Here is a 13,455-nt window from a genome sequence, read left to right on the forward strand (position 1 = left end):
GGCCGCAGGTGCCTGCGGTGGCCGGTTCCGGAGCGGGTACCGGCTCAGCGCAGCAGCGGCAGCGCAGGGAACTCGTACCCCTCCCAGATGCGCCGCGACGTCTCCTCCGGGTACGCGGTGACCTTCGGCTCCGCGTCCAGTACCTGCACCAGCCGGCGCTCGGTGTCGTACGCCGGCCAGCCCGGGTCGCCCGTCCTCGCGAACCTCGTCCAGGACGTGCGGAAGCGGGAGGCCAGCGCCTCGGCCTCCGGGCCGGGCTCCCCGTCCGCGAACAGCAGGGAGCCGAGGTCCGCCGTGAACGTGCCGAACACGAGCGGGATGTCGAGACCGTGGCAGGCGCGCAGGACGCCTCCGCTGCCCGGCGCGGGCCAGGTCAGTTCGTACGCGTACGCACGGCCGCCCCCGGCCACCTGTGCCTCGGCCAGGTGCAGGGTGGGCATGCGGAAGAGCCAGTCGGACTGGATCCGTTCGTACAGCTCGTCGGGCGTGGCGTCGGGGAACGCGGCGCGGTAGGCGGCCTCGCCGTCCGGGCCCGGAGCGAACAGGCGCAGGGCTCCCGTCACCTGCTCGTCGGTGATCCGGCCGAGCATGCCGCCGAGGACCAGGAAGAGCTGGTACTCCTCCCGGTTGTGCCCGGTGATCAGCTCGACGTCCCGGCCCGCACCGTCCGCCAGCGCCCGCCAGGGTGTGGTGGGCAGCACCTCGCCGTCGACGACCGGCGAGAAGGGGGTCACCGTGGGCGCGACCTGCCCCCAGCGGTCCTGGTACTGGAGCATCTTCGCGCTCAGCGCCTGGCCCGCGTCGGTCAGTCGGCGCGGGTCCACGGTCGACAGGTCGGCGGCCGTGGGGCGCAGGCCCGCCTCCGCGGCGATGGCGGTCGCGAGGTCACGGGCCAGTTCGTCGGAGAAGTACGTGCCCGGCACGCTCTGGGCGATCGCCCGCCGGAACAGCCCGGCCGCATGGGGCACGGCCAGCAGCGCGGCGACGGAGCCGGCACCCGCCGACTCGCCGAAGACGGTGACCTGCTCCGGGTCGCCGCCGAAGGCCTCGATGTTGTCCCGCACCCACTCCAGGGCCGCGACCTGGTCCAGCAGACCGCGGTTGGCGGGGGCGCCCTCGATGCGGGCGAAGCCCTCGATGCCGACGCGGTAGTTGAAGGTGACGACGACGAGGTCGCCGTCGCGGGCGATGTGCCGGGCGTCGTAGCCGGGGCTGCCCGCGTGGCCGAGTTTGTAGGCGCCGCCGTAGATCCACACCATCACGGGGCGGCGGGCGGCCGGATCGGGGTCGGGCGTCCAGACGTTGACGGTCAGCCAGTCGTCGCCGAGGGACCTGTCCGGGAAGCCGGTTCGGCCCGGGATCCCGAGCTCCTGCGGGGGCGGCGGCCCGAACGCGTACGCCTCCCGTGTGCCCTCCCAGGCCCGTACCGGGCGGGGAGCCCGGAAGCGCCCCTCCCCCACCGGCGGCTCGGCGAACGGTATGCCGCGGAACACCGCGAGCCCGTCCTCCCGGCGCCCGCGCACCGCGCCGGCCGCGGTGCGCACCACGGGCCCGGTCTCGTCGTCGGCGGTCGGCGTGCGGGATTCGGCTGTCGTCATCGTGTGACCTCCAACTTGTCGCCGGTACGGCCCCTCGTCCGGGTGCCGCTGGAACACGTGGTGCACGGACGGCCGGGCGGCCGCACAGCCCGCGGGAGCGGGGCCGCGACCGCCCGACCTGACGATCAGTTGGACTCTACGCCTTGGCCTCGGAGACCTCCGCGTGCCCGGCCGGACCGTCGGCCGCGGGCGGCGTCTGCCCGGCGGCCGGACGCCGGCGCGGGATGAAGGAGGCGACGGCGCCCGCGAGCAAGGTGGCGGTGACGGCCCAGGCGGTGTCCGACGACGAGGCGTGCAGCAGCTCGGGGACGATCGGGATGACCAGGGTCTGCATCAGCGAGACGACGATGCCGGCGAAGGCCAGGACGGCCACGATGGCGTTCGGCCTCGGCGGCGTGTTGGCCCCCATGCGGCGGAGCCGCACATGAGTGCGGCCCCTCGCCCCCGAAGGGCGAGGGGCCGCACTCCCCGTTCGTCAGTGCAGGGTCGTCAGCGCCCCGTCCGTCAGTGCAGGGTCTTCAGCGCCGCCGCGTCATACGCACCCAGCTCGTCGAAGCGGCCCTGGAGGACCTTCTTCGCCCACTTCGGGTCCTGGAGCAGCGCCCTACCCACCGCCACCAGGTCGAACTCCTCCGACTCCAGCCGGTCCAGAAGGTTGTCGAGGGTCTTGACCGGGGCGCCCTCGCCCTGGAACGCGCGGAGGAAGTCGCCGTCCAGGCCCACCGAACCGACCGTGATCGTCGGCTTGCCGGTGAGCTTCTTCGTCCAGCCCGCGAGGTTGAGGTCGGAGCCCTCGAACTCGGGCAGCCAGTAGCGGCGCGTGGAGGCGTGGAAGGCGTCCACGCCCGCCGCCGCGAGCGGGGTGAGGATCGCCTCCAGCTCTTCGGGGGTCTCGGCGAGCCGGGCGGCGTAGTCCTGCTGCTTCCACTGCGAGTAGCGGAAGAGCACGGGGAAGTCGGGGGACACCCGCTCGCGGACCGCCGCGACGATCTCGGCCGCGAACTTGGTGCGAGCCACCGGGTCGCCGCCGTACGCGTCCGTGCGGCGGTTGGTGCCCGCCCACAGGAACTGGTCGACGAGGTAGCCGTGGGCGCCGTGGATCTCCACGCCGTCGAAGCCGATGCGCTCGGCGTCCGCGGCGGCCTGGGCGAACGCGTCGGTGACGTCGTCCAGGTCCTGCTGGGTCATCGCCCTGCCCGTCGGCTCGGCGCCCGCGGTGACCAGGCCGGACGGTCCGACGGCGGGGGCGTCCGAGAAGGGGGGCTCGCCCTGCTTGCGGACCATGCCGATGTGCCACAGCTGCGGGACGATCGTGCCCCCGGCGGCGTGCACGTCCTCGGCGACCTTGGCCCAGCCCGCGAGCTGCTCGTCGCCGTGGAAGCGCGGGACGCGGTCGCTCTGGCCGGCCGACTCGTGGCCGACGTAGGTGCCCTCGGTGACGATCAGCCCCACGCCGGCGGCGGCGCGGCGCGCGTAGTAGGAGCGCACGTCCTCGCCGGGGATGCCGCCCGGGGAGAACATGCGGGTCATCGGCGCCATCACGATCCGGTTCGGGACGGTGAGGCCACCCAGCGCGATCGGGCGGGACAGGATCTGGGCCGCGCGGGAGGCGGGCGTGGTGACGGTCACGTGAGGGGCTCCTCGGGAGGGATCGCTGTGTTAACCGACTGGTATGTGCGCGCGCATTGTTGCAGCTTCTGAAGCAACGGCCTATGGGCCGGCCCACATTCCCGGCCGGGCGGAACGCCCGCGTGATCCCGGACACGCCCGAGGGCGGCACCCCCTGCCACAGACAGGGAGTGCCGCCCTCGTACGGAAGGACTGGTACCGATCCTCGGAAGGATCAGAAGTCCATGTCACCGCCCGGCATGCCGCCACCGGCGGGCGCGGCGGCCTTCTCCGGCTTGTCGGCGATGACGGCCTCGGTGGTGAGGAACAGCGCGGCGATGGAGGCGGCGTTCTGCAGCGCGGAACGGGTCACCTTCGCCGGGTCGATGATGCCCTCGGCGATCATGTCCACGTACTCACCGGTCGCGGCGTTCAGGCCGTGGCCCGGGGTGAGGTTGCGGACCTTCTCCACCACGACGCCGCCCTCGAGGCCGGCGTTGACGGCGATCTGGGTCAGCGGGGCGGTCAGGGCCTTGCGGACGATCTCGGCGCCGACGGCCTCGTCACCTTCGAGGTCCAGCTTCTCGAAGGAGTTCTGCGCCGCCTGGACCAGGGCCACGCCACCACCGGCGACGATGCCCTCCTCGACGGCCGCCTTCGCGTTGCGGACGGCGTCCTCGATGCGGTGCTTGCGCTCCTTCAGCTCCACCTCGGTGGCGGCACCGGCCTTGATGACGGCCACGCCGCCGGCCAGCTTCGCCAGGCGCTCCTGCAGCTTCTCGCGGTCGTAGTCGGAGTCGCTGTTCTCGATCTCGGCGCGGATCTGGTTGACCCGGCCCTGCACCTGGTCGGCGGAGCCGGCACCGTCGACGATCGTGGTCTCGTCCTTGGTGATGACGACCTTGCGGGCGCGGCCCAGGAGGTCCAGGGTCGCGTTGTCCAGCTTGAGGCCGACCTCCTCGGAGATGACCTCGCCGCCCGTGAGGATGGCGATGTCGCCGAGCATGGCCTTGCGGCGGTCGCCGAAGCCCGGGGCCTTGACGGCGACGGACTTGAAGGTGCCGCGGATCTTGTTGACGACCAGGGTCGACAGGGCCTCGCCCTCGACGTCCTCGGCGATGATCAGCAGCGGCTTGCCGGACTGCATGACCTTCTCGAGGAGCGGGAGCAGGTCCTTGACGGAGCTGATCTTGGAGTTGGCGATCAGGATGTACGGGTCGTCGAGGACGGCCTCCATACGCTCCATGTCGGTGGCGAAGTACGCCGAGATGTAGCCCTTGTCGAAGCGCATGCCCTCGGTGAGCTCGAGCTCCAGACCGAAGGTCTGCGACTCCTCGACGGTGATGACGCCTTCCTTGCCGACCTTGTCCATCGCCTCGGCGATGAGCTCGCCGATCTGGGTGTCGGCGGCGGAGATGGAGGCCGTGGAGGCGATCTGCTCCTTGGTCTCGACGTCCTTGGCCTGCTCGAGCAGCGAGGCGGAGACGGCCTCGACGGCCTTCTCGATGCCGCGCTTGAGGGCCATCGGGTTGGCGCCGGCGGCCACGTTGCGCAGGCCCTCCTTGACCAGGGCCTGGGCGAGGACGGTCGCGGTGGTCGTACCGTCACCGGCGACGTCGTCCGTCTTCTTGGCGACTTCCTTGACCAGCTCGGCGCCGATCTTCTCGTACGGGTCCTCGAGCTCGATCTCCTTGGCGATGGAGACACCGTCGTTGGTGATCGTGGGGGCGCCCCACTTCTTCTCGAGGACGACGTTCCGGCCCTTGGGGCCGAGGGTCACCTTGACGGCGTCCGCGAGCTGGTTCATGCCGCGCTCGAGGCCGCGCCGCGCCTCCTCGTCGAACGCGATGATCTTGGCCATGTGAAGTGGTCCCTCCAGGACTGGGGGTGATTCCTTCGGACCGCGCCCGCGCCCGCGACGGACGGCCCGGCCGGAGGTTCCTTGCCCCACCCGGCCCGCGGCCTCACCGACCCGGTCCATCTGTTGTCACTCTCACCTTCAGAGTGCTAACGCCAATGATTAGCACTCGCCCCGTCCGAGTGCAAGGCGCGCCCGCGGAGCGGGCTCGTTGAGGGGTGGTGGTCGGGTGACGGGCGGGCGCAAACGGCTCCCGGGACCAGAGGGTGAACTCGGGAGCATGATCCGCAGGTGGACGCCGCTGCGCGCCCCCTGGAGAGCCGGTGGCCGGACACGACCGAGGGGCCCGTACCCCGGACGGGATACGAGCCCCTCGACACGTCGAACAGTTCAGCGTCGGCGCGTAACTTCAGCCGGCCAGGCGAACCATGTCCGCCTGCGGCCCCTTCTGACCCTGCGAGATCTCGAACTCGACCCGCTGGCCCTCCTCAAGGGTGCGGTAGCCGTCCATCTGGATCGCGCTGTAGTGGACGAAGACGTCCGCACCACCGTCGACCGCGATGAAGCCGTACCCCTTCTCCGCGTTGAACCACTTGACGGTGCCCTGAGCCATGCCTAACTCCCCTATTACTGGCCCTTGCACAGATCCACACTTCGCGGATCCGGGTCAGACCTCGCCCCCAACGGTTGGGGGCGTGCGCCGGAACGCGTCGACCGCGGCTGAATGTATCTGTCCAACTGCCGTCTGCAACAGGTCAATCGGACGAGAATTCGGGGCCCGACCGGTCGGGAATGTACGGAGAATTCACCCGAATTCAGGGCAAGTCGGGCCGGGCAAAGGGAATGAATGGCGCAAAAGCCCTGCACAGTTTGGCTGCTTCTTGTCGGGCGCGCGGCAGGTGATCGCGGACCCGGAAGGGGAGTCCGGGAGCGCGTTCCCCAACTGTACCCCGCTCAACCATGCAGAATTGCCCCCTCCGTTTCTCTCACGGAGAGGGCAATTCGATGAACTCGGTTACATGCGTTACCGAGGGTAAGGATCGCGCGTCCGAACGACCGTCAGCCGCCCGCGACCGCCGGGATGATGGAGACGCCCGCGCCCTCCGGGGTGGCGGTCTGAAGACCCTGCTCGAAGCGGACGTCGTCGTCGTTCACGTAGACGTTGACGAAGCGGCGCAGCTTGCCCTGGTCGTCCAGGACGCGGGCGGCGATGCCGGTGTGGTTCTTCTCCAGGTCGGCGATGACCTCGGCGAGGGTCGCGCCCTCGGCGGTGACCTCGGCCTGCCCGCCCGTGTAGGTGCGCAGGATGGTGGGGATGCGGACGGTGACGCTCATCGGGGGATGACCTCCGGTCGGGGTACGGCTGGTGGGTTGTGGCGGGCGGAGGTCAGACGAGACCGGCCTCACGGAAGGACTCGAGGGTAGGACGGATCGTCGCGGTCAGCCCCGTGTCGGCCACCGCGTCCAGCGTCTTCAGACCGTCCCCGGTGTTGAGGACGACCGTCGTCTTCGCCGGGTCGAGGACGCCGTTCTCGATGAGCTTGCGCGTGACGCCGACGGTCACGCCACCCGCCGTCTCGGCGAAGATGCCCTCGGTGCGCGCCAGCAGCTTGATGGCGTCGACGATCTGCTCGTCCGTCACGTCCTCCACGGCGCCACCCGTGCGGCGGGCGATGTCCAGGACGTACGGGCCGTCGGCCGGGTTTCCGATCGCCAGCGACTTGGCGATCGTGTCCGGCTTCTGCGGCCGTACGACGTCGTGGCCCGCCTTGTACGCCGTCGACACCGGCGAGCAGCCCTCGGCCTGCGCGCCGAAGATCTTGTACGGCTTGTCCTCGACGAGCCCCAGCTTGATCAGCTCCTGCAGACCCTTGTCGATCTTCGTCAGCTGCGAGCCCGAGGCGATCGGCACCACGATCTGGTCCGGCAGCTCCCAGCCGAGCTGCTCGGCGATCTCGTACGCCAGGGTCTTGGAGCCCTCCGCGTAGTACGGCCGCAGGTTGACGTTGACGAAGCCCCAGCCCTCGCCCGCCGGGTCGCCGATCAGCTCGGAGCAGAAGCGGTTCACGTCGTCGTAGTTGCCCTCGATGCCGACGAGCTCGCCGCCGTAGATCGCGGCCATGACGACCTTGCCCTGCTCCAGGTCGTGCGGGATGAACACGCAGGAGCGGAAGCCGGCGCGGGCCGCCGCGGCGCCGACCGCGCCCGCGAGGTTGCCGGTGGAGGAGCAGGACAGGGTGGTGAAGCCGAAGACGCGCGCCGCCTCGAGGGCCTGGGCGACCACGCGGTCCTTGAAGGAGTGCGTCGGGTTACCGGAGTCGTCCTTCACATACAACCCGCCGGTGACGCCCAGCTCGCGCGCCAGGTTGTCGGCCTTGACGAGCTTGGTCCAGCCCGGGTTGAGGTTCGGCTTGTCGGCGACGTCCGCCGGGACCGGCAGCAGCGGCGCATAGCGCCAGATGTTCGCGGGGCCCGCCTCGATGCGCTTCCGCAGCTCCTCGGTGTCGTAGCCCGAGAAGTCGTAGGCGACCTCCAGCGGGCCGAAACACTCCTCGCAGGCGAAGACCGGGCCGAGCGGCACCCGGTGGCCGCACTCGCGGCAGGACAGGGCCGCGGCGGGGCCGAGGTCCACGGAATCGGTGGTGCTTGCAACTGTCTGCACAGCCATGTCAGGCGAGGCCCTTTCTCCTCATCTTCCTCACGACGCATCTCGCCGTGAGACGGAATTGGCACCTTCCCGAGCCGGGAGCCTCGCCTGCTAGGACGAGAACCGACTGGAGGGTTGCCGGGGCTTCACCGGGCCGTGTCCCTCTGCCCCTCTGGATGAGCTGTATGCGGTTGTTTCGCCGGCGCGGGCCAGGGTGGGCCCCGACATGCGATGGTCACCGGCGTTGTTCAAGACTGTAACCGACGGCCGGGAGAGTTGAGATAGTCGTCCGAACCGCGAGATGGATCACAAGAGAGACCGTTCGACCGTCCCCGACTCACCCCCCACCCCGTACGAACGTGAGGAGCCGCAGACTGTGCTGGAAGAAGTCGAGCGCTGGCTGAGCACCCGCTCCTGGTCCGTCACCGATCGCCCGCTCCACCAGATCATGGCCGCGAAACGAGCCTCGGGCTCCTCGGTCAGCGTCGTGCTGCCCGCGCTCAACGAGCAGGAGACGGTCGGCGAGATCGTCTACGTCATCCGCCACGACCTCGTGCGGCAGGTTCCGCTGGTCGACGAGATCGTCGTCGTCGACTCCGGCTCCACCGACCGCACGTCCCAGGTCGCCGCCGCGGCCGGCGCCAGGGTGGTGCACCGCGACACGATCCTGCCGCGCATACCGGCCGTGCCGGGCAAGGGCGAGGTGCTGTGGCGCTCCCTGCTCGTCACCGGCGGGGACATCGTCTGCTTCGTCGACGCGGACCTGAAGGAGTTCTCCTCGGACTTCGTGACCGGGATCGTGGGCCCGCTGCTCACCGACCCGGACGTGGACCTGGTGAAGGCGATGTACGACCGTCCGCTCGGCACCGAGTCGGATTCGCTCGCCTACGGCACTGAGTCGGATCCGCTCGCCTCCGGCACCGAGTCGGATTCGCTCGCCTACGACAAGACGGCGGGACAGGGCGGCCGCGTCACGGAACTGATGGCGCGCCCGCTGCTCAACATGCACTGGCCGCTGCTCGCCGGATTCGTCCAGCCGCTCGGCGGCGAGTACGCGGCCCGCCGCTCCCTGCTGGAACGGCTCCCCTTCCCGGTCGGGTACGGCGTCGAGCTCGGCATGCTGGTGGACGCGCTGCACCTGGTGGGCCTGGACGCGCTGGCCCAGGTCGACGTCGGCGTGCGCAAGCACCGCCACCAGGACGGCCAGGCGCTCGGCCGCATGGCCGCCGCGATCTACCGCACGGCCCAGCTCCGCCTGGCCCGCGGTCATCTGGTCCGCCCGGCCCTCACGCAGTTCGAACGGGTCGAGGGCGGCTTCGAGCCCCGGACGTACTCGGTGGACACGGAGGAGAGGCCGCCGATGGCGGAGATCGCCGAGTACATGGAACGAAAGGTGGCCTGAACCGTGCGCAGCCGGATGCCCGGACGTGGCGGACACGGTTCCGCATACGGCCGAACCGTACGTTTGAGCGTATTCGCCTCGGGCTAGGTTTCGTGGCATGGCTTCCACGCAGCATGCGCACGGCGCCCGCATCCTCGTCGCCTCCAACCGCGGCCCCGTCTCGTACGCGCTGGACGAGTCCGGGCAGCTCACCGCCAAACGCGGCGGAGGCGGCCTGGTGTCGGGCCTGTCGGCGATCGGCCCCGACGCGGGCGCGGTCTGGGTGTGCGCGGCCCTGAACGACGGCGACCGCGAGGCCGTACGCCGCACGGGCGGCGCACTGGATCCGGCCGACACCGGCGGCCGGCGGGTCCGGATGCTCGACATCGACGCGACGGTGTTCTCCGAGGCGTACAACGGCATCGCGAACTCGGTGCTGTGGTTCGTCCACCACATGCTGTACCAGACGCCGCTCGAGCCGGTCTTCGGCAGGGAGTTCCGGCACGCGTGGGCGTCGTACGAGACCTACAATCGCGCGTTCGCCGAGGCGCTGGCCGAGGAGGCGGCCGAGGGGGCGGCGGTCGTGGTGCAGGACTACCACCTGACGCTGGTCCCGGGGATGCTGCGGCAGTTGCGGCCGGACCTGCGGATCGGTCACTTCTCGCACACGCCGTGGGCACCGGTGGACTATTTCCGGATGCTTCCGGACGACATCGCCGGTCAGGTGCTGCGCGGCATGCTGGGCGCCGACCGGCTGGGCTTCCTCACCCAGCGGTGGGCGGACGCCTTCACCAAGTGCTGCGAGGCGCTCGTCGGCGGGCTGGGGAACACCCGGATCGGGGTGCACGGCCTGGGCGCGGACGCGGACTTCCTGCGCGAGCGGGCGCACCGGCCGGATGTGGACGAACGGATGGCGATCCTGCGGGAGCAGATCGGCACCGGCCCCGACGGCCGCCCCCGCAAGGTGATCGTGCGGGTGGACCGCACGGAGCTGTCGAAGAACATCGTGCGGGGTCTGCTGGCGTACGAGGAGCTGCTGGAGTCCCGTCCGGAGTGGCGCGATCGGGTGGTCCACGTGGCGTTCGCGTACCCGTCCCGCCAGGACCTGGCCGTGTACCGCGAGTACACGGCGGAGGTCCAGCGGGTGGCCGCGGAGATCAACGAAAGGTACGGGACGCCGGGCTGGACCCCGGTCGAGATGCACGTCAAGGACGACTTCGCGCGCTCCCTCGCCGCGTACCGGCTCGCTGACGTCGCCCTGGTGAACCCCATCCGGGACGGCATGAACCTCGTCGCCAAGGAGGTTCCGGTGCTGTCGGACCAGGGGTGTGCGCTGGTGCTGTCGCGGGAGGCCGGGGCGTACGAGGAGCTGGGCGACGACGCGGTGACGGTCAATCCGTACGACATCCGGGGCACGGCGGAGGCTTTGCACGAGGCGTTGTCGATGCCGGTGGGTGAGCGGGCGGAGCGCTCGAAGCGGCTTGCCGCGCAGGCTACGGCGCTTCCGCCGGCCCGGTGGTTCTTGGATCAGTTGGCTGCGCTGGAGGTTTGAGGTCGTTTTTCGGGTGCGGGCCGACGGGGGCTTGTCGCTCCCCCGAGTTCTCGGCTTCGCTCGAACAGGGGGACCCCCATCGCGGCGGAGCCGCATATCGACACGGCCCCGCGCCCCTCAAGGGGCGCGCTCTACGCCAGCCTCTCTGCCAATGTCCTCAGTAGCTGTACAACCCCCTGCGGGCCGTCGACCACCAGGTCCGCCCTCTTCGCCAACTCCGTGACCTCGTCGCTGCCGCTGCAGATCAGGAGGCCGGGGACGCCGTCGGAGCGGAGTTTGTCGACGGCGGCGAAGGCGGGGAGGTCGCCGAGGTCGTCGCCGGCGTACATGACCGCTTCGGCACCGGTCTCACGGACGTACTCCGACAGGGCCACCCCCTTGTCCATGCCCGGCGGGCGCAGTTCCAGGACCATGCGGCCGGGTTCGACGATCAGGCCGTGGCGGGCGGCGAGGTCGGCGAGGGGTTCGCGCAGGGCCTCGAAGGCGGCCTGCGGGTCCTCGGCGCGGCGGGTGTGGACGGCGACGGCGCGGCCCTTCTCCTCGATCCAGGTGCCGCGCCAGGCGCCGATCTCGTCGAGGTGGCCGGGGAGTTCGGCGCGGACGGCGGCGACTCCCGGGTGGGGGGCCGGAGCGGTGACGGTGCCGGTGCGGGCGTCCCAGCGTTCGGCGCCGTAGTGGCCGAGGACGACGAGGTGGTCGAGTCCGGGGACGCCCGCGAAGCCGCCGTGGCGGACGGCGACGCCGGCGGGACGGCCGGTGACGACCGCGACGGAGGCGACCTTCGGGGCGAGGGCCGCGAGGGCGGAGACCGCGTCGGGGTGGGCGCGGGCCTGGTCGGGGTCGGGGACGATCGGGGCGAGCGTCCCGTCGAAGTCGAAGGCGAGGACGGCCCGCTCGGGCCGGGCGAGGATGGCGTCGAGACCGTCACGCCCGGCCGGGGTGGCGGGCGTCGGCAAGGAGTCCGTGTGGCTGCCCATGGGTCCGACCCTATCGGCGCGCGGCCGGGCGCACCCACGGGGTCACGGGGGCGCGCCGGGCGCGCGCCGGCAGGCCCGGCGCGGCTCACGGCTTACGGCTTACGGCTTACGGCTTACGGCTTACGGCTCACGGCTCACGGCTCACGGCTCACGGCTCACGGCTCACGGCTCAGCGTTCCGCGCGGCGTGCCTCTCGGATGCGGCGGAGGCGGTTGACGGTGACCGGGGCGTGGGCGAGGGCCCTGGGGTCGTCGAGGAGGGCGTTGAGCAGCTGGTAGTAGCGGACGGGGGCGAGACCGAGCTGCTCCCGAATGGCCCGCTCCTTGGCCCCCGGCCCGGAGAAACCGCGGCCCTCCAGGGCCAGGATGGCCTTCTCTCTGGGGTTCAGGTCGTCCATGCGGGAACGGTAGCCAATCACGAGCCCGTCCGGGGGTCCCCCTGCCTACCCGCACGTATCCCGGCTAGCCCGCGGAGCTGTCGGCCGTCACGGCCGCCCGCTGCAGCTGGCCCAGGATCGCCGCCGGGCTGCCGTCCGGGCCGACCGCCTTGCCTATCCGGTTCTTGATGTCCGCGCTGACCGTCGCCCACGACGTCTTGCCGACCGGGTACAACTCAGCGCTCGGCAGCTCCTGCAGGAACGGCTCCAGGTCCTGGTCCTGGGACGACTGCGCCATGGTCTCCCGCGCGGAGCTCGTCACCGGCAGCAGGTCGTACTCGCGGGAGAAGGACAGCACGTTCTTCTCGCTGTACACGTAGTCGAGGAACTCACGGATCTGGTCCTTGTGGCCGCCCTGCTGGAACGCCATCATCCAGTCCGCCACGCCCATGGTCGACTTCGCCCGGCCGTTGATCCCGGGCATCGGCACCATGCCGAACTTCACGCCCTTCCCGCGCGCCATCTTCATCAGGGACGGGTGGCCGTTCAGCATGCCCACCTCGCCGCGCGTGAACGCGGCGAAGGCGTCGGCGCGGTTCAGCTTCCCCGGCGCCACCGGGCCCGTCAGCCCCTTGCCCACCAGGTTGTCCTTCAGCCAGGTGAAGGTGGCCACGTTCTGCGTGGAGTCGAGGTCGTAGGAGCCGAAGCCGTTCAGGTAGCCGGCGCCGCCGCTGAGCAGCCACTGCATGGTCTCCGCCTGCGCCTCCTCGGGGCCCAGCGGCAGCGCGTACGGGTACTTCACCCCCTTGGCCTCGAGCAGCTGAGCGTCCGTCGCCAGGTCGCTCCAGCTCTGCGGCGGGGTGGTGATGCCGGCCTCGGAGAACAGCGTCTTGTTGTAGAGGAGGATCCGCGTGGAGGCGGCGAACGGCATGCCGTACTGGGTCCGGTTCACCTTGCCGGCGTCGCTCAGCTCCGAGGCGAAGTCCGCCTGGACGGGGATCGAGAGGACGTCGTCGGCCGGGTACAGCTTGCCCGCCGCCGCGTAGTCCGCGTAGGCCCCGATCTGCGCCATGTCCGGGGCGTCGCCCCTGGCGACCATCTCCTTCACCTTGCGGTCCACGTCGTTCCAGGAGTAGACGCTGACCTCGACCTTGATTCCGGAGTGCTCCGCCTCGAAGTCCTTGACCAGCTGGTCCCAGTACTTCTCGGAACTGTTCGCCGACGAGTCCCCGTAGTCGGCGGCCACCAGCCGCAGGGTGACGTCCCCGGAACCCACCGCACCCGCGCAGCTCGCCAGGGCTCCGGTCATGCCGAGGGCGGACACCGCCGCGATCAGACCCTTGCCCCATGTCGTCCTGCGCGTTCCGCGTCGCTGCACTGCTCTGGCCCTGCCGTCTCATCATCCGGAATATCCAAAGGATAAGGTCTACACCACCTGAATGGACTAGACCTCTTCCG

11 protein-coding genes, 1 pseudogene and 1 riboswitch are annotated in these 13,455 nt (G+C 70.7%); of the genes and pseudogenes, 2 read left to right on the top strand and 10 right to left on the bottom strand.

All coding sequences use genetic code 11. The features are described from left to right. Window positions 1-44: 44 nt before the first annotated feature. The 7 genes and pseudogenes from AB0N14_RS20685 to thrC form a co-directional block, all read right to left on the bottom strand. Window positions 45-1,598: a carboxylesterase family protein gene (locus AB0N14_RS20685; protein WP_366027148.1), complete on the bottom strand. Its 1,554-nt coding sequence runs from the start codon at window positions 1,596-1,598 to the stop codon at window positions 45-47. 229 nt (window positions 1,599-1,827) lie between these two features. Beyond that, a pseudogene (locus tag AB0N14_RS20690) lies at window positions 1,828-2,007 on the bottom strand (MFS transporter); the annotation flags it as partial. 95 nt (window positions 2,008-2,102) lie between these two features. After that, window positions 2,103-3,227 carry an NADH:flavin oxidoreductase gene (locus AB0N14_RS20695; protein WP_366027149.1) on the bottom strand — a complete coding sequence of 375 codons (1,125 nt, stop codon included), beginning with the start codon at window positions 3,225-3,227 and terminating at the stop codon, window positions 2,103-2,105. A 214-nt stretch (window positions 3,228-3,441) separates the two neighbouring features. Then, window positions 3,442-5,067, bottom strand: coding sequence for a chaperonin GroEL (gene groL / locus AB0N14_RS20700; protein ID WP_366027150.1), 1,626 nt, complete (start codon window positions 5,065-5,067; stop codon window positions 3,442-3,444). A gap of 406 nt (window positions 5,068-5,473) precedes the next feature. Beyond that, the gene (locus AB0N14_RS20705) at window positions 5,474-5,677 is read right to left on the bottom strand and encodes a cold-shock protein (RefSeq protein WP_009339379.1); all 204 of its coding nucleotides are present in this window, start codon (window positions 5,675-5,677) and stop codon (window positions 5,474-5,476) included. Between the two features lie 446 nt (window positions 5,678-6,123). Then, entirely contained in the window at window positions 6,124-6,399 is a 276-nt protein-coding gene (locus AB0N14_RS20710; protein ID WP_366027151.1) for a MoaD/ThiS family protein, read from the bottom strand. 52 nt (window positions 6,400-6,451) lie between these two features. Continuing rightward, a complete protein-coding gene (gene thrC, locus AB0N14_RS20715) occupies window positions 6,452-7,732 on the bottom strand; it encodes a threonine synthase (RefSeq protein ID WP_366027152.1) in 1,281 nt (426 codons plus the stop codon). 18 nt (window positions 7,733-7,750) lie between these two features. Next, window positions 7,751-7,894, bottom strand: a riboswitch (SAM riboswitch). 193 nt (window positions 7,895-8,087) lie between these two features. Here thrC and AB0N14_RS20720 point away from each other — a divergent pair. Together AB0N14_RS20720 and AB0N14_RS20725 are read left to right on the top strand one after the other, a co-directional pair. Further along, the gene (locus tag AB0N14_RS20720) at window positions 8,088-9,113 is read left to right on the top strand and encodes a glucosyl-3-phosphoglycerate synthase (protein WP_366027274.1); all 1,026 of its coding nucleotides are present in this window, start codon (window positions 8,088-8,090) and stop codon (window positions 9,111-9,113) included. A gap of 97 nt (window positions 9,114-9,210) precedes the next feature. After that, a complete protein-coding gene (locus AB0N14_RS20725; protein WP_366027153.1) occupies window positions 9,211-10,644 on the top strand; it encodes a trehalose-6-phosphate synthase in 1,434 nt (477 codons plus the stop codon). Window positions 10,645-10,775: 131 nt separating this feature from the next. Here AB0N14_RS20725 and otsB read toward each other — a convergent pair whose 3' ends face one another. The 3 genes from otsB to AB0N14_RS20740 all read right to left on the bottom strand — a co-directional run bounded on the left by otsB (window position 10,776) and on the right by AB0N14_RS20740 (window position 13,306). Next, on the bottom strand, window positions 10,776-11,621 hold the full coding sequence (gene otsB / locus AB0N14_RS20730) for a trehalose-phosphatase (protein ID WP_366027154.1): 846 nt from the start codon (window positions 11,619-11,621) through the stop codon (window positions 10,776-10,778). Window positions 11,622-11,790: 169 nt separating this feature from the next. Continuing rightward, a complete protein-coding gene (locus tag AB0N14_RS20735) occupies window positions 11,791-12,018 on the bottom strand; it encodes a DUF3263 domain-containing protein (protein ID WP_366027155.1) in 228 nt (75 codons plus the stop codon). Window positions 12,019-12,082: 64 nt separating this feature from the next. Then, window positions 12,083-13,306, bottom strand: coding sequence for an extracellular solute-binding protein (locus AB0N14_RS20740; protein ID WP_366027275.1), 1,224 nt, complete (start codon window positions 13,304-13,306; stop codon window positions 12,083-12,085). Between the last annotated feature and the right edge of the window lie 149 nt (window positions 13,307-13,455).

The sequence above is a fragment of the Streptomyces sp. NPDC051104 genome (genome assembly GCF_040682835.1).
In the GTDB taxonomy this organism is placed as follows: domain Bacteria; phylum Actinomycetota; class Actinomycetes; order Streptomycetales; family Streptomycetaceae; genus Streptomyces; species Streptomyces cynarae.